This is a genomic window from Pseudomonas sp. XP2 (assembly GCF_053557975.1).
Genome location: NZ_JBNRIK010000013.1, coordinates 28,826 through 45,440 on the forward strand (window position 1 = coordinate 28,826; position 16,615 = coordinate 45,440).

Below are 16,615 nucleotides of genomic sequence, written 5' to 3' on the forward strand. Positions count from 1 at the left end.
CACCTGCCCCGGGTTGGCCTTGCCTTTGGAGGCTTTCATCGCCTGGCCGACAAAGAAGCCGAACATCTTGCCACGCTTGGCCTCGTCGGCCGCACGGTACTGTTCGACCTGCTCGGCGTTGGCCGCCAGCATCTCGTCCAGCATCTTGTCGATGGCACCGGTGTCGGTCACCTGCTTCAGGCCTTTGCTTTCGATGATGCTGTCGGCATCGCCTTCACCGGCAGCCATCGCCTCGAATACGGTCTTGGCGATCTTGCCGCTGATGGTGTTGTCGCGGATGCGCAGCAGCATGCCACCCAGGTGCGCGGCGCTGACCGGTGCCTGGTCGATCTCGATGCCCAGCTTGTTGAGCAGGCTGCCCAGCTCGACCATGACCCAGTTGGCCGCCAGCTTGGCGTCGCCACCGATTTTTACCACTTCCTCGAAGTAGTCCGCCTGTTCGCGGCTCGAAGCCAGCACGTTGGCGTCGTAGGCCGACAGGCCATACTGGCGCTGGAAGCGTTCGACCTTCTGCGGCGGCAGCTCCGGCAGGCCGGCGCGGATGGTTTCGAGGAAGCTGTCCTCGATCACCACCGGCAGCAGGTCCGGGTCGGGGAAGTAACGGTAGTCGTTGGCTTCCTCCTTGCTGCGCATGGAGCGGGTTTCATCTTTGTTCGGGTCGTACAGGCGAGTTTCCTGCACCACCTTGCCGCCGTCTTCGATCAGGTCGATCTGGCGCTGGATTTCGCTGTTGATCGCGCGCTCGATGAAGCGGAACGAGTTGACGTTCTTGATCTCGCAGCGGGTGCCGAACTCGGCTTGACCCTTCGGACGAATCGACACGTTGCAGTCGCAGCGCAGCGAGCCTTCGGCCATGTTGCCGTCGCAGATGCCCAGGTAGCGCACCAGTGCGTGGATCGCCTTGACGTAGGCCACGGCTTCCTTGGCGCTGCGCATGTCAGGCTCGGAGACGATTTCCAGCAGCGGGGTGCCGGCACGGTTAAGGTCGATGCCGGTGGAGCCGCTGAAGTCTTCGTGCAGGCTTTTGCCGGCGTCTTCTTCCAGGTGCGCGCGGGTGACCCCGATACGCTTGATGGTGCCGTCTTCCAGGGCGATATCCAGGTGGCCCTTGCCGACGATCGGCAGGTCCATCTGGCTGATCTGGTACCCCTTGGGCAAGTCCGGGTAGAAGTAGTTCTTGCGCGCGAACACGTTGCGCTTGCCGATTTCGGCATCGATGGCCAGGCCGAACATGCACGCCATGCGCACGGCTTCCTGGTTCAGCACCGGCAGTACGCCGGGCATGCCCAGGTCTACCAGGCTGGCCTGGGTGTTCGGCTCGGAGCCGAAGGTGGTGGCGCTGCCGGAGAAGATCTTCGACTGGGTGGCGAGCTGAGTGTGGATTTCAAGCCCGATCACAACTTCCCATTGCATGTGTGAACTCCTCAGAAGCCGTTGGGGGCACGGGTGTGCCAGTCGGTCACTTGCTGGTAGCGGTGCGCGACGTTGAGCAGGCGGCCTTCCTGGAAATACGGCGCCAGCAGCTGCACGCCGACCGGCAGGCCGTCGACGAAGCCAGCCGGCATCGACAGGCCCGGCAGGCCCGCCAGGTTGGCGGTGATGGTGTAGACGTCTTCGAGGTAGGCGGCGACCGGGTCGCTGCTCTTGGCGCCAAGCTTCCAGGCCGGGTTTGGCGTGGTCGGGCCGAGGATCAGGTCGACATCGTTGAAGGCGGCCATGAAGTCGTTCTTGATCAGGCGGCGGATCTGCTGCGCCTTCACGTAGTAGGCGTCGTAGTAGCCGGCCGACAGGGCGTAGGTGCCGACCATGATGCGGCGCTGCACTTCAATGCCGAAGCCTTCGCCACGGGACCGCTTGTACAGGTCGGTGAGGTCTTTCGGCGCTTCGCAGCGGTAACCGAAGCGCACGCCGTCGAAGCGCGACAGGTTGGATGAGGCCTCCGCCGGAGCGATCACGTAGTAGGCCGGGATGGCGTGCTGCATGTTCGGCAGGCTGATTTCCTTGACCACCGCGCCGAGCTTTTCCAGCTCTTTGACGCTGGCCTGGACCAGCTCGGCGATACGTGGATCGAGGCCGGCCCCGAAGTACTCTTTTGGCAGGCCGATGCGCAGGCCCTGCAGCGAAGCGTTCAGGTTGGCGCTGTAGTCCGGCACCGGCTCTTCGATGCTGGTGGAGTCCTTGGCGTCGAAACCGGCCATGCCTTGCAGCAGCAGGGCGCAGTCTTCGGCGGTGCGGGCCAGCGGGCCGCCCTGGTCGAGGCTGGAGGCGTAGGCGATCATGCCCCAGCGCGACACACGACCGTACGTCGGCTTGAGGCCGGTGAGGTTGGTCAGTGCTGCCGGCTGGCGGATCGAACCGCCGGTGTCAGTGCCGGTGGTGGCTGGCAGCAGGCGCGCGGCCACGGCAGCGGCCGAACCGCCCGACGAACCGCCCGGGACGTGTTCGAGGTTCCATGGGTTTTTCACCGCGCCGTAGTGGCTGGATTCGTTGGCCGAACCCATGGCGAACTCGTCCATGTTGGTTTTGCCCAGGGTGACCATGCCGGCTTCAGCCAGCTTGGCGACCACGGTGGCGTCGTAGGGTGCCTTGAAGTTGTCGAGCATCTTCGAGCCGCAACTGGTGCGTACGCCGTTGGTGCAGAACAGGTCCTTGTGGGCGATGGGCGCACCCAGCAGCGCGCCGGTTTCGCCTGCGGCGCGACGGGCGTCGGCGGCACGCGCCTGGCCCAGGGCCAGGTCTTCGGTGACGCTGATGAAGCTGTTGATCTGCGGGTCGAGTTGCTTGACGCGCGCCAACAGGGCGCCAGTCAGCTCTTCGGAGGAAAACGACTTGTCGGCGAGTCCGCGGGCGATCTCGGCCAGGGTCAATTGATGCATGGCAGGCTCTATCCCTTACTCGATGACTTTGGGAACCAGGTACAGACCGCTTTCGGTCGAGGGCGCGATAGCCTGGTAGGCATCGCGCTGGTTGCTTTCGGTGACCTGGTCGGGGCGCAGGCGCTGGCTGGCTTCCAGCGGGTGGGCCAGGGGCTCGATGCCAGTGGTATCGACCGCTTGCATCTGGTCGACCAGCCCGAGGATGCTGTTCAGGGCTTCGGTAATGCGTGGCAGTTCGCCATCATTCAGCCCCAGACGGGCCAGATGGGCGATCTTTTCCACGTCGCAGCGTTCAAGCGCCATGAGGATCTCCAAGGGAAACAAAGAACGGAATTTGGGTCCGCGGTGAGGAACATGTCAGCTTTCTGGCGGTCCAACGGCCGCGATCATCGGCTGGCGTGCTCGGAAAAACAGCCAATTTAACATATTGGCTCCTTGCCCAAAATCCCTGCCATTGTTAGAGTTTGCCGCACTTTTTTACCCACGCTTTCCCCAGGGTCACTTTCCCATGTTCAAGAAACTGCGTGGCATGTTTTCCAGCGATCTTTCCATCGACCTGGGTACTGCCAACACCCTTATTTACGTGCGTGAGCGCGGTATCGTCCTGAATGAGCCCTCGGTTGTTGCCATCCGTACCCATGGCAATCAGAAAAGCGTCGTCGCCGTCGGTACCGAAGCCAAACGCATGCTGGGCCGTACGCCTGGCAACATTGCTGCCATTCGTCCGATGAAGGACGGCGTCATCGCCGACTTCAGCGTTTGCGAAAAAATGTTGCAGTATTTTATCAACAAGGTTCACGAGAACAGCTTCCTGCAGCCAAGCCCGCGCGTGCTGATCTGCGTACCGTGCAAGTCGACCCAGGTAGAGCGCCGCGCCATTCGCGAGTCGGCCCTGGGTGCCGGTGCCCGTGAAGTGTTCCTGATCGAAGAACCGATGGCTGCTGCCATCGGTGCTGGCTTGCCGGTTGAAGAGGCCCGCGGTTCGATGGTCGTCGATATCGGTGGTGGTACCACTGAAATCGCGCTGATCTCCCTGAACGGCGTGGTCTATGCCGAATCCGTCCGCGTTGGCGGCGACCGCTTTGACGAGGCCATCGTCACCTACGTGCGCCGCAACTACGGCAGCCTGATCGGCGAGTCCACTGCCGAGCGCATCAAGCAGGAAATCGGTACCGCCTACCCGGGCGGCGAGGTACGCGAAGTCGATGTGCGTGGCCGCAACCTGGCCGAGGGCGTACCGCGTGCCTTCACCCTTAACTCCAACGAAGTGCTCGAAGCGTTGCAGGAATCGCTGGCGACCATTGTCCAGGCCGTGAAGAGCGCCCTGGAGCAATCGCCGCCCGAACTGGCTTCGGACATCGCCGAACGTGGCCTGGTGCTGACCGGTGGTGGTGCGCTGCTGCGCGACCTCGACAAACTGCTGGCCCAGGAAACCGGCCTGCCGGTAATCGTCGCCGAGGACCCGCTGACCTGTGTCGCCCGTGGCGGCGGTCGCGCCCTGGAGATGATGGACAAGCACGCGATGGACCTGCTCTCCAGCGAGTGATCCCACTCGCTGTTCACGAGCGCCCGGTTTACAGGTACTACGCACAGTGCTACCTGTATGTGCTGGGCTGGCGCCCGTTAAGGGCGCCGTATCCGTCAACCCGCAACCAGGCTGGTGCGTTGTCCCATGTCCAATGACCTCCTGAGTCGTCCACGAGGAACGGCCCATTAAACCGCTTTTCTCCAAGGGCCCTTCGCTGGGCGTTCGCCTGCTCGTTCTGGTGGTAATGTCGGTCGCGTTGATGGTTGTCGACGCGCGCTTTGACGTGCTCAAGCCCGTGCGCAGCCAGATGGGGCTGGTGCTGATGGAGTCGTACTGGATCACCGACCTGCCGCAACGTGCGTGGCAAGGCGTGGCCGGCCAGTTCGGCAGCCGCACCGAGTTGATTGCCGAAAACGAAAAGCTCAAGACCGAAGCGCTGCTGTTGCAGGGGCGCCTGCAGAAGCTGGCAGCCCTGACCGAGCAGAACGTGCGCCTGCGTGAATTGCTGAACTCTTCGGCGCTGGTCAACGAAAAAGTCGAAGTGGCCGAGCTGATCGGTGTCGACCCCAACCCGTTCACCCACCGCATACTGATCAACAAGGGCGAGCGTGACGGTGTGTTCCTTGGCCAGCCGGTACTCGATGCGCGCGGCCTGATGGGCCAGGTAGTCGAGCTGATGCCCTACACCTCGCGGGTGCTGCTGCTGACCGATACCACCCATAGCATCCCGGTGCAGGTCAACCGCAACGGCCTGCGTGCCATCGCCAGTGGTACCGGTAACCCGGAGCGCCTTGAACTGCGCCATGTGGCCGATACCGCCGACGTGAAGGAAGGCGACCTGTTGGTCAGCTCCGGCATGGGCCAACGGTTCCCGGCCGGCTACCCGGTGGCGACGGTCAACGAGGTGATCCACGATTCCGGGCAGCCTTTCGCCATCGTGCGCGCCATCCCCACCGCCGCGCTCAACCGCAGCCGCTACATGCTGCTGGTATTCAGTGACCGGCGTACCCCGGAGCAGCGCGCTACCGACGCCGCCATCGCCCAGGAAGAGGCGGACCGCAAGGGCACCTCGGCCCTCGGCCAACCGGCCAGCACAGGTGAGCAGGGCACACCGGCCAGCAATACGCCTGTGGCGCCAGCCACACCCGCAGCGCCGGCCGCCCAGCCAGCAGCCCCGGCAGCTACCCCTGCCACGCCTGCCGCAGCGCCTGCCGCACCCGCTAACACCCGGAGACAATGATGGCTGCTTCACGCCGCAACAACGGCTGGGTCATCTGGCTGACTTTCGCCATCGGCCTGCTGCTCAGCGTCTCGCCCATGCCGCAGTTCATGGAAGTGTTCCGCCCCATGTGGCTGGCTTTGCTGGTGTCGTTCTGGACCCTGGCGGTGCCGGGCAAGGTCGGTATGACCACGGCATTCGTGCTGGGCCTGGCCGAGGACGTGTTATACGGTACTCTGCTGGGGCAGAACGCATTGATCCTCACCCTCATCACCTTCCTGGTGCTGTCCCTGCAGCAGCGCCTGCGCATGTTCCCCATGTGGCAGCAGAGCCTGGTGATCCTGGTCATATTCGGCATTGCCCAACTCATCCAGTTGTGGCTCAGCGCGCTGACCGGCAACCGACTGCCGACCCTGGCGCTGGTCTGGTCGGCGGTTATCAGTGCCTTGCTCTGGCCATGGGTCAGTTTCGCCCTGCGCGACCTGCGCCGACGCTTGCATATCAACTGACGGCGACGCCGCAACTGACAGGGAGATGTCTGCATGAACCCGCTATACCTGGCCTCTGGCTCGCCCCGCCGTCGCGAATTGCTGACCCAGATCGGTGTGCCCTTCACTGTCGTCAGTGCGCCCATCGATGAAACCCCGCTGCCCGGTGAAAACGCCCCGGCCTACGTTGAGCGCCTGGCCCGGGCCAAGGCTGCTGCCGGTCTGGCCCGTGTCGAGGGCCCGGCAGTGGTGCTGGGGGCAGACACTGCCGTAGTGCTCGACGGGCGTATTCTGGGCAAGCCGGAAAACCGCGAAGAGGCCCTGGCCATGCTGGCCGACCTGTCGGGCCGCGAGCACCAGGTATTGACTGCGGTTGCCCTCAGCAATGGGCTGCTTACGCAAAGCCTGTGCGTCACCAGCAAGGTGCGCTTCCGGGCCATCAGCGCCGATGAAGCGCAACGCTACTGGGCCAGCGGTGAGCCTGTGGACAAGGCAGGTGGCTACGCCATCCAGGGCCTGGGCGCAGTGTTCGTCACCGGCCTTGGCGGCAGTTATTCGGCCGTGGTAGGCCTGCCCCTCAGTGAGACGGCCGAGTTGCTTGGCACGTTTGGTATCGCCTGTTGGCAATCGCCCGTGCATACGCCAGAGGTAACAAACCCGCGGTAGCCAGCACGGCGTACGCCATCCATCATTACAAAAGACCTTTGACGAGAGCCGGCCATGAGTGAAGAGATCCTGATCAACATCACCCCGATGGAGTCACGCGTGGCGGTGGTGGAAAACGGGGTACTGCAGGAAGTGCACGTCGAGCGCACCCAGCGCCGTGGCATCGTCGGCAATATCTACAAGGGCAAGGTGGTGCGTGTGCTGCCGGGCATGCAGGCGGCCTTCGTCGACATCGGCCTGGAGCGTGCCGCGTTCATCCATGCCTCGGAGATCTCCCAGCGTGAAGGCTCGGCAGTCGAGACCATCACTGCACTGGTGCATGAAGGGCAGGCCCTTGTGGTGCAGGTGACCAAGGACCCGATCGGTACCAAAGGTGCGCGCCTGACCACCCAGCTGTCGATCCCTTCGCGCTACCTGGTGTACATGCCGCGCAGCAGTCATGTCGGCATTTCGCTCAAGATCGAAGACGAAGCCGAGCGGGACCGCCTGAAGCAGGTGGTCAGCAACTGTATGGAAAGCGAAAACATCAAGGATGCCGGCGGCTTCATCCTGCGCACCGCCGCCGAAGGCGCGCGTGCCGAAGAGATCTTGCAGGACATCCGGTACCTGCGTCGCCTGTGGGAGCAGATTGGCTCGCAGATCAAGACCTGCGGCGCCCCCATGGTCATCTACGAGGACCTTGGCCTCGCCCTGCGTACCCTGCGTGACCTGGTCAACCCGAAGATCGAGAAGATCCGCATCGACTCGCGTGAAACCTTCCAGAAGACCACGCAGTTTGTCGGCGAACTGATGCCGGAGATCGCCGACCGCCTTGAACACTACCCTGGTGAACGGCCCATCTTTGACTTGTATGGTGTCGAAGATGAAATCCAGCGCGCGCTGGAGCGCAAGGTCCCGCTCAAGTCCGGCGGCTACCTGGTGGTCGATCCGGCCGAAGCGATGACCACCATTGACGTGAATACCGGTGCATTCGTTGGCCATCGCAACCTTGAAGAGACCATCTTCAAGACCAACCTGGAGGCTGCCACCGCCATCGCCCGGCAACTGCGCCTGCGCAATATCGGCGGCATCATCATCATCGACTTCATCGACATGGAAGATGAAGAACACCAGCGCCAGGTGCTGCGCACACTGGAAAAGCAGCTGGAACGGGACCACGCAAAGACCAACATCATCGGCATCACCGAACTGGGCCTGGTGCAGATGACCCGCAAGCGCACCCGTGAAAGCCTGGAGCAGGTGTTGTGCGAGCCGTGCCTGGCCTGCCAGGGCCGTGGCAAGCTGAAAACCCCCGAGACCATCTGTTACGAAATTTTCCGCGAGATCCTGCGCGAGGCCCGTGCCTATCAGGCCGAGGGCTACCGCGTGCTGGCCAACCAGAAGGTGGTCGACCGCCTGCTGGATGAGGAGTCCGGCAACGTGGCAGAACTGGAAGCCTTTATCGGTCGAACCATTCGCTTCCAGGTCGAGTCGATGTATTCGCAGGAACAATACGACGTGGTGCTGCTCTGAGGTCTTCTCGAACGCGCCGCTGGATGGCCGGGCTGGCAAAATCGCCACTACCGGCCATCATGGATAAACGACTTGGAGGGCCATGGCCATGGGACGTCTGACCCGCGTTCTTGTCGCCTTGACCCGCTGGGGGCTGGGCTTTTGCGCCCTGCTGGCGGTATTGGTGGCGCTGTATGTCAGCCTCGGCCGCGAGTTGGTGCCGCTGGTGGCCGAGTACCGTGCCGATGTGGAGCGCAAAGCCGAAGAGGCATTGGGCCTGCCGGTGCATGTCGGTGCCCTGGAAGGGCGCTGGAGCGGCCTGGCGCCGGTGTTGCGGGTACGTGACCTGCAACTGGGTGAAGGTGCAACGGCGCTGCGCCTGGACGAGGTAAAGGTGGTTCCCGATGTCTGGGCCAGCCTCACTGCCCGCGAAGTGCGTTTGGCGCGAATACAGCTGGGCGGCCTGCAACTGATCCTGCGCGAGAACGAGCAGGGTGCCTGGCACCTTGAAGGCCTGCCGAAGAAGGACGATGCGCCACTTGATCCCGCCGAACTGCTGCAGCGCCTTCGCCAGTTGGGCCGCATTGATGTGTTCGACAGCCAGGTCACTTTGCACCCGTGGCAGCGTGACCCGCTTACCCTGACGTATGTGAGTGCCGGGCTGCAGGCAGGTGCTTCGCGCCAGGTTGTGAACCTGCGTGCAACCCTGCCCGATGGCCAGCCCTTGGCGCTGAACCTGCGTAGCCGTATGTCGGCCGAGGCCTGGCGTGACGGGCAGGTAAATGCTTACCTGAGCCTCCCGCAGAGTGACTGGGCGCGATGGTTGCCCCCGCGGCTGCTGGGGCAGTGGCATGCCGACACGCTGCGAGCGGGCGGCGAGTTCTGGGTCGACTGGCGCAAAGGGCAATTGCAGCAGGCAGTGGTGCGGCTCAACGCACCAGAGCTGCAGGGCGGTTATGCCGGGCGCAAGGCCGCGACACTGAACAACCTGGCCTTGGGCGCCTGGTTCCAGCGTCAGGCTCAAGGCTTTGATGTAGTTGTCGACTCCCTGGCCATGGACATCGGCAAGACCCGTTGGGAGTCGCACCTGCAGTTGCAGCAGCGCCCTGGCGAGAACGCTGCCGATGAAAGCTGGAAGCTGCAGGCCGACCGGCTCCACCTTACGCCCTTGACCCCGCTGATCGACGCGCTGGCACCGCTGCCTGACAATGTCATGGCCGTGGTCGATGGCCTGAAGGTAACCGGCGCGTTGCGCAATGTACGGCTGGAGGCCCGGCCCAAGGCCGAGGGTGACCAACGCCTTCTGTTCGACGCCAACCTGGAGAAGATCGGTTTCAATGCATACCACGGTGCCCCGGCGGCCGGTAACGTCAGTGGCAGCATCAGCGGCGACCTGGGGCATGGTGAACTGCGCCTGGATACCGATGCGTTCATGCTGCACCTGTACCCGATCTTCGCCAAACCGTGGCACTACCAGCAAGCCAATGCGCGCCTGACCTGGGCGCTGGACAAGGAAGGCTTTACCCTCGTTGCGCCTTACCTCAAGGTACTGGGCGAGGAGGGCAAGATTGCCGGTGACTTCCTTATTCGCCTGTTGTTCGAAGAAGGCCGCGAGGACTACATGGACCTGCGTGTCGGCCTGACCGAGGGCGATGGCCGCTACACCGCCAAGTACCTGCCTGAAGTGCTAAGCCCGGCCCTCGACGAATGGCTGCGCAGCGCCATCGTCAAAGGCACGGTGGATGAAGGCTACTTCCAGTACCAGGGCTCGCTGAACCACGGCGCCGCGCCAGAGGCTCGCAGCATCAGCCTGTTTTTCAAGGTGCGAGACGCAGCCTTGGACTTCCAGCCTGGCTGGCCGCAGGTGCAGCACGTCGATGGCGATGTGTTCATCGAAGACAGCGGGGTGCGCATCAAGGCTCAGCGTGGCGTGTTGCTCGACACCAAGGTGAGTGATGTCAGCGTCGATATTCCGCATGTCGAGGGTGACCAGCACAGCCGTCTTTACCTGGATGGCGACTTCGACGGCAGCCTGGGCGATGGCCTGAAAATACTCAAGGAAGCGCCGATCGGCACGGGCGAGATCTTCGCCGGCTGGGAGGGCGAAGGGCCGTTGCAGGGCAAGCTCAAGCTCGACATCCCGCTGGCCCACGGAGAGCGGCCGAAGGTCCAGGTGGACTTCGCCACCCGCGATGCGCGCCTGAAAGTGGCCCCGCCGAGCCTGGAATTGAGCCGCTTGAAGGGTGACTTCAGCTTCGATTTTGACAAGGGTCTGAGTGGCAAGGGCATCAGCCTGCAGGCGTTCGGCAAGCCGGTGACGGCGCAAATTACCGCCGAAGGCCAGCCGGGGCAGATGCAGACGCGCATCGACGCCAATGGCCAGGTATCGCTGAAGGCACTGACCGACTGGCTGCAGTTCAAGCAGGCCTTGCCAGCATCCGGCGACATCCCTTACCAGTTGCAGCTCAGCCTGGGTAGCCGGGATAACCGGCTGAGCGTCAACTCCACCCTCAAGGGCTTGGCCATCGACCTGCCGGTACCCTTCGGCAAAGCTGCTGCAGACTCTCGCGACAGCCGGTTCAGTATGAGCCTGCAGGGCCAGGAGCGGCGTTTCGATGCGGCGTACACCGACCTTGCACGCTTTGCCTACGCCGCACCGGCCGACAAGCTGGCCCAGGGCCGTGGTGAGTTGTTGCTTGGCACCGGTGACGCCCAGCTGCCCGCTGGCCAGGGCTTGCGCGTGCGCGGTCGCCTGGAGTCGCTGGACCTGGCACCCTGGCAGGAACAGGCGGCCCGTCTTGCTGGCGACGACCCGGGGGGGAGCGCGCGACAGAACCTGCAAAGTGTCGACTTGAGCATTGGTCAGCTGAAGGCCTTCGGCATGGACCTGAACCAGGCCGTGGTACGCATGGCCCGTGGCGGTGCGGCCTGGGACCTGCGCCTCGACAGCAGGGAAGTGATTGGCAACGCTCGGGTGCCGGATGCCAAGGGTGCGCCCATGGTCGTGCGCATGCAGACGCTGCGTCTGCCCGCTGCCGACCCTGCCCAGGCTGAGGCCGAAGACGGCCCGGACCCCTTGGCCTCGTTCGACCCGCGCAAGGTGCCGGCGCTGGACCTGAGCATCGACAAGCTCTACCGCGGCGACGACCTGTTCGGCAGCGCGGCGATCAAATTGCGACCGACAACGCGCGGCGTGACCGCCAGCGACATCGACCTTGACTTCAAAGGGCTGCGCATCGACGGTGGTGGTGGCTGGGAGGGCGCGCAAGGCCGTACCAGCAGTTGGTACAAAGGGCGCCTGGACGGCAAGAACCTGGGGGATGTGCTCAAAGCCTGGGGCTTCGCCCCTACCGTGACCAGCCGTGACTTCCGCCTGGATGTGGACGGCCGCTGGCCCGGGTCGCCTGCTGCGGTGGGCCTGAAGCGGTTCTCTGGCAGCATGGACGCAGCACTGCGCACCGGCCAGTTCGTTGAAGTCGAGGGCGGCGCACAGGCACTGCGCGTGTTCGGCCTGCTCAACTTCAACTCCATCGGCCGGCGTCTGCGCCTGGACTTCTCCGACTTGTTCGAAAAGGGCCTGGCCTATGACCGGGTCAAAGGCCTGCTGGTGGCCAGTGATGGTGTCTATGTGACCCGCGAGCCGATCAGTGTGACTGGCCCGTCGAGCAACTTCGAACTGGAGGGCACGCTGGACATGGTACGCGACCGGGTCGATGCCAACCTGCAGGTGAGCTTGCCGGTCACCAACAACCTGCCGCTGGCGGCACTGATTATCGGCGCGCCGGCCGTGGGCGGCGCGCTGTTCCTGGTCGACCGGTTGATCGGTGACCGTGTCTCGCGCTTTGCCAGCGTGCACTACCGTGTAGAAGGGCCGTGGAAAGAGCCTAGAATCACATTTGTGAAACCTTTCGAGAAATCCCGCTAGGAGTGCCCATGAAGGCAGCGGTAATCCAGATGGTCAGCCAGGATGATGTGCTGGCCAACCTGCAGCGTGCCGGTGTTCTGTTGGAGCAGGCCGCCTTTGGCGGCGCTCGGCTGGCGGTGCTGCCGGAAAACTTCGCCGCCATGGGCCGCAAGGACGCCGCTGCCATCGGTCGCGCCGAAGCATTGGGTGAAGGGCCGATCCTGCCATGGTTGAAACGCACCGCCCGCGACCTCAAGTTATGGATTGTCGCCGGTACTTTGCCCTTGCCGCCGGTCGGCCAGCCCGAGGCCAAGGCTCATGCCTGCTCGCTGCTGATCGACGAGCACGGCGAGGTGGCGGCACGGTATGACAAGCTGCACCTGTTCGACGTGGACGTTGTCGACAACCGCGGTCGGTACCGTGAGTCGGATGACTACGCCCATGGCACCCAGGTGGTCGTGGCGGACACGCCGGTTGGGCGGTTGGGGCTGAGCGTATGCTACGACTTGCGATTCCCCGAGCTGTACAGCGCACTGCGCGCCGCCGGCGCCGAACTGATCACTGCACCAGCGGCTTTTACTGCCGTTACAGGCGCGGCACATTGGGAAGTGCTGATACGCGCCCGCGCGATCGAAACCCAGTGTTACCTGCTGGCTGCTGCACAGGGCGGCACCCACCCAGGCCCACGGGAAACCCATGGCCATGCGGCGATCGTCGACCCTTGGGGGCGCATCGTCGTAGAGCAGGCGCAAGGCGAAGCGGTGCTGCTTGCCGAGCGCAACATTGATGAACAAGCGTCCATCCGGGCGCGCATGCCGGTGGTAACGCACCGGCGCTTTTTCTCGCAGGGCGCGTTGCGACCTGCGCATACCTCGGAGTGACTATGAGCCAGATGTTATCCACCGTCAGCGAGCAGCTCCTGGCCCCAGGCGGCTTGACCCTGGACAGCCTGCAGAGCGTGCTGGGTGAGTTGGCCGGCCCCGGCATCGACGCCGCCGACCTGTATTTCCAGGGTCAGATCTCGGAAACCTGGGCACTGGAAGACGGCATCGTCAAAGAGGGCAGCTTCAACCTGGACCAGGGCGTGGGCGTACGTGCCCAGTCCGGTGAAAAGACCGGCTTCGCCTATAGCAATGCGATCAACCTCGAGGCGTTGACCTCGGCTGCACGCGCCGCCCGTTCCATTTCCCGGGCCGGGCAGAACGGCACGGTCCAGGCCTTCCGCAGCCAGGAAGTGACCGCCCTGTATGGCGCAGACAACCCGCTGGATGTACTGAGCCGTGCCGAGAAGGTTGAGCTGCTCAAGCGTGTCGATGCTGCCACCCGCGCCCTGGACCCGCGCATCCAGCAGGTCAGCGTAAGCATGGCCGGGGTCTGGGAGCGCATCCTGATCGCTGCGGCCGATGGCAGCCTGGCCGCCGACGTGCGCCCGTTGGTGCGCTTCAACGTCAGCGTCATCGTCGAGCAGAACGGCCGCCGCGAGCGCGGCGGGCAGGGCGGTGGCGGGCGTACCGACTACCGCTTCTTCACCGAGGAACGGGTGATGGGCTATGCCCGCGAGGCATTGCGCCAGGCGCTGGTGAACCTGGAGGCGATCCCGGCACCTGCCGGCACCTTGCCGGTGGTGCTGGGTTCGGGCTGGTCGGGCGTGTTGCTGCACGAGGCGGTGGGCCATGGCCTGGAAGGTGACTTCAACCGCAAGGGCAGTTCGGCGTTCAGCGGCCGCATTGGCGAGAAAGTGGCATCGAGCCTGTGCACCATCGTTGACGATGGCACGCTCGAAGGCCGCCGTGGCTCGCTGAGCGTAGATGATGAGGGCACCCCGACCGAATGCACCACGCTGATCGAGAACGGTGTGCTCAAGGGTTACATGCAGGACAAGCTCAACGCACGCCTGATGGGTATGGCGGTCACCGGCAACGGCCGCCGTGAATCCTACGCGCACCTGCCGATGCCGCGCATGACCAACACCTACATGCGAGCAGGGCAAAGCGACCCTCAGGAAATCATCGCGTCGGTGAAAAAAGGTATCTACTGCGCCAGCCTGGGTGGTGGTCAGGTGGACATCACCAGTGGCAAGTTCGTGTTTTCGACCAGTGAGGCCTACCTGATCGAAGACGGCAAGATTACCGCCCCGGTGAAGGGCGCGACCCTGATCGGCAATGGGCCGGAGGCGATGAGCCGGGTGTCGATGGTCGGTAACGACCTGGCGCTGGACAGCGGAGTAGGGACGTGCGGCAAGGACGGGCAGTCGGTGCCGGTCGGGGTAGGGCAGCCTACCTTGAAGCTGGATGCGATTACCGTGGGTGGGACCGGGGCTTGATAGCTTCGGGGGCTTTTGTGGGAGCGGGCTTGCCCCGCGAAGAAGGCCACATAATGGTGGCTGACACCGGCTTTGCCGGTGTTCGCGGGGCAAGCCAGCTCCCACAGGGCCCCAGAGCAATCCGTCAGCGCAAGCCGCGTTGCAGCTCGTCGAGGTCGCGGATGTACTTGAACACCTTGCGTGCGGCGGCAGGCGGCTTGTTGCGGGCCTTCTCGTGCTGGGCATGGCGCACCAGCGAGCGCAGCTGCTGGCGGTCGGTGTCGGGGTACTCGTTGACGAAGCGCTCAAGGTCTTCGTCGTTGCCGTCGATCAACCGGTCGCGCCAGCGCTCCAGGCCGTGGAAGCGCTCGTTGTACTGGCGGGTCGAGCTGTCCATCTGCTCAAGCAAGGCGTGGATGGCATCCAGGTCCTGCACGCGCATCAGCTTGCCGACAAACGACATATGGCGTTTGCGGGCGCCATGAGCGGTGTGCTTGCTGGCCTCGGCCAGGGCCTTGCGCAGCTCGTCGGTCAACGGCAGGCGGGCCAGGGTATCGGCTTTGAGCGTGGTAAGGCGCTCGCCGAGTTCGACCAGCTCATGCAGTTCGCGCTTGATCTGGGTTTTGCTTTTTTCGCCGTCGAAGGCGTCGTTGTTTGAATCAACCATGGTGGCAGTCCGCTAGAAATCGCCGCCATGATAACCAGTCGGGGGCCGCTTGTCCGGCCCGGTCGTAGAATGACCCCAAGCCGTACGCAGAATTTGAGTGGAGAGAACCATGAGTGCAGTCCAGAGCGTAGGTCCGAAAGACCTGCCAGCATTGCAGGAGCAGGTCGAGGCAATCATTGCCGAGGCGCGCCGCCAGGGGGCCAGCGCCTGCGAAGTGGCGGTATCGCTGGAGCAGGGCCTGTCCACCACAGTACGCCAGCGCGAGGTTGAAACAGTTGAGTTCAACCGCGACCAGGGCTTTGGTATCACCCTTTATGTTGGCCAGCGCAAAGGCTCGGCCAGCACCTCGGCCAGTGGCCCGGAGGCGATCCGTGAGACCGTTGCGGCAGCCTTGGCCATTGCCAAACATACGTCCGAGGACGATTGCTCCGGCCTGGCCGACGCGGCGCTGATGGCCCGTGAAATCCCGGACCTGGACCTCTATCACGACTGGGCTATCGAGCCCGAAAGGGCCATCGAGATGGCCCTGGCCTGCGAAGCGGCGGCGTTCGATGAGGACCCGCGCATCCTCAACGCCGACGGCACCACACTCAATACCCACCAGGGCTGCCGCGTGTATGGCAACAGCCATGGCTTCATTGGCAGTTATGCTTCGACCCGGCACAGCCTGAGCTGTGTGATGATCGCTGAAGGCGACGGCCAGATGCAGCGTGACTACTGGTACGACGTGAACCGCCAGGGCAACCTGCTGGCCGACCCGCGCAGCATCGGCGTACGCGCGGCCCAGCGCGCAGCCAGCCGCTTGGGCGCGCGTCCGGTACCGACTTGCGAAGTACCGGTGCTGTTTTCCGCCGAACTGGCGGGTGGCCTGTTCGGCAGCTTCCTCTCGGCCATTTCCGGCGGCAATCTCTACCGCAAGTCGTCGTTCCTTGAAGGCACCATTGGTCAACGCCTGTTCCCCACCTGGCTGACCCTCGACGAGCGCCCTCACATTCCACGGGCACTGGGCAGCGCGGCGTTTGACGGTGATGGCCTGGCGACCTATGCCAAGCCGTTCGTCGACAAGGGCGAGCTGGTGTCTTACCTGCTGGGTACCTATTCCGGGCGTAAGCTGGGCTTGCCAAGCACAGCCAACTCCGGTGGTGTGCACAATCTGTTCGTCACTCACGGTGTCGAAGACCAGGCCGCACTGATCCGCCGTATGGGCCGCGGGCTGCTGGTGACCGAATTGATGGGGCATGGCCTTAACATGGTGACGGGTGATTACTCCCGTGGTGCGGCAGGCTTCTGGGTCGAAAATGGCGAGATTCAGCACGCTGTACAGGAAGTGACCATTGCCGGCAATATGAAGGATATGTTCCAGCAGATTGTCGCGATTGGTAGCGATCTTGAAACCCGTAGCAATATCCATACGGGCTCGGTATTGATTGAGCGGATGACTGTTGCGGGTAGCTGATCTTTAGCAGAAATTTCA

13 protein-coding genes are annotated in these 16,615 nt (G+C 63.7%); 9 read left to right on the forward strand and 4 right to left on the reverse strand.

Features of this window, described 5'->3' with window-relative positions; genetic code table 11:
* From gatB to gatC, 3 genes are all read right to left on the reverse strand, one after another.
* Positions 1-1,413 (reverse strand): Asp-tRNA(Asn)/Glu-tRNA(Gln) amidotransferase subunit GatB (gene gatB / locus ACK1VC_RS15465; protein WP_449117981.1); only part of this gene is annotated, 1,413 nt, incomplete at its 3' end.
* 11 nt (positions 1,414-1,424) lie between these two features.
* Positions 1,425-2,876: an Asp-tRNA(Asn)/Glu-tRNA(Gln) amidotransferase subunit GatA gene (gatA, locus tag ACK1VC_RS15470; protein WP_016485018.1), complete on the reverse strand. Its 1,452-nt coding sequence runs from the start codon at positions 2,874-2,876 to the stop codon at positions 1,425-1,427.
* Positions 2,877-2,891: 15 nt separating this feature from the next.
* Positions 2,892-3,179, reverse strand: coding sequence for an Asp-tRNA(Asn)/Glu-tRNA(Gln) amidotransferase subunit GatC (gene gatC, locus ACK1VC_RS15475; protein WP_016485019.1), 288 nt, complete (start codon positions 3,177-3,179; stop codon positions 2,892-2,894).
* Between the two features lie 205 nt (positions 3,180-3,384).
* Here gatC and mreB point away from each other — a divergent pair, with 205 nt between their 5' ends.
* The 8 genes from mreB (at position 3,385) to tldD (ending at position 14,495) form a co-directional block, all read left to right on the forward strand.
* The gene (mreB, locus tag ACK1VC_RS15480; protein ID WP_003255163.1) at positions 3,385-4,422 is read left to right on the forward strand and encodes a rod shape-determining protein MreB; all 1,038 of its coding nucleotides are present in this window, start codon (positions 3,385-3,387) and stop codon (positions 4,420-4,422) included.
* 226 nt (positions 4,423-4,648) lie between these two features.
* Positions 4,649-5,644 carry a rod shape-determining protein MreC gene (mreC, locus tag ACK1VC_RS15485; protein ID WP_231995309.1) on the forward strand — a complete coding sequence of 332 codons (996 nt, stop codon included), beginning with the start codon at positions 4,649-4,651 and terminating at the stop codon, positions 5,642-5,644.
* Positions 5,644-6,132 carry a rod shape-determining protein MreD gene (gene mreD / locus ACK1VC_RS15490; RefSeq protein WP_191087308.1) on the forward strand — a complete coding sequence of 163 codons (489 nt, stop codon included), beginning with the start codon at positions 5,644-5,646 and terminating at the stop codon, positions 6,130-6,132. The genes mreC and mreD overlap by 1 nt, the downstream gene beginning before the upstream one ends.
* Positions 6,133-6,165: 33 nt before the next feature.
* On the forward strand, positions 6,166-6,777 hold the full coding sequence (locus ACK1VC_RS15495; RefSeq protein WP_016485022.1) for a Maf family protein: 612 nt from the start codon (positions 6,166-6,168) through the stop codon (positions 6,775-6,777).
* 54 nt (positions 6,778-6,831) lie between these two features.
* Positions 6,832-8,289 carry a ribonuclease G gene (gene rng / locus ACK1VC_RS15500; protein ID WP_016485023.1) on the forward strand — a complete coding sequence of 486 codons (1,458 nt, stop codon included), beginning with the start codon at positions 6,832-6,834 and terminating at the stop codon, positions 8,287-8,289.
* An 82-nt stretch (positions 8,290-8,371) separates the two neighbouring features.
* On the forward strand, positions 8,372-12,193 hold the full coding sequence (locus ACK1VC_RS15505; protein WP_102689431.1) for a YhdP family protein: 3,822 nt from the start codon (positions 8,372-8,374) through the stop codon (positions 12,191-12,193).
* A gap of 8 nt (positions 12,194-12,201) precedes the next feature.
* A complete protein-coding gene (locus tag ACK1VC_RS15510) occupies positions 12,202-13,053 on the forward strand; it encodes a carbon-nitrogen hydrolase family protein (RefSeq protein ID WP_060517611.1) in 852 nt (283 codons plus the stop codon).
* A 2-nt stretch (positions 13,054-13,055) separates the two neighbouring features.
* Positions 13,056-14,495: a metalloprotease TldD gene (gene tldD / locus ACK1VC_RS15515; RefSeq protein ID WP_016485026.1), complete on the forward strand. Its 1,440-nt coding sequence runs from the start codon at positions 13,056-13,058 to the stop codon at positions 14,493-14,495.
* A 124-nt stretch (positions 14,496-14,619) separates the two neighbouring features.
* Here the strand turns inward: tldD and yjgA are convergent, their stop codons facing one another.
* Positions 14,620-15,141, reverse strand: a complete 522-nt coding sequence (yjgA, locus tag ACK1VC_RS15520; protein ID WP_016485027.1) for a ribosome biogenesis factor YjgA — start codon at positions 15,139-15,141, stop codon at positions 14,620-14,622.
* Between the two features lie 109 nt (positions 15,142-15,250).
* Here yjgA and pmbA point away from each other — a divergent pair, with 109 nt between their 5' ends.
* Positions 15,251-16,597, forward strand: coding sequence for a metalloprotease PmbA (pmbA, locus tag ACK1VC_RS15525; RefSeq protein ID WP_095115789.1), 1,347 nt, complete (start codon positions 15,251-15,253; stop codon positions 16,595-16,597).
* The last annotated feature ends 18 nt before the right edge of the window (positions 16,598-16,615 follow it).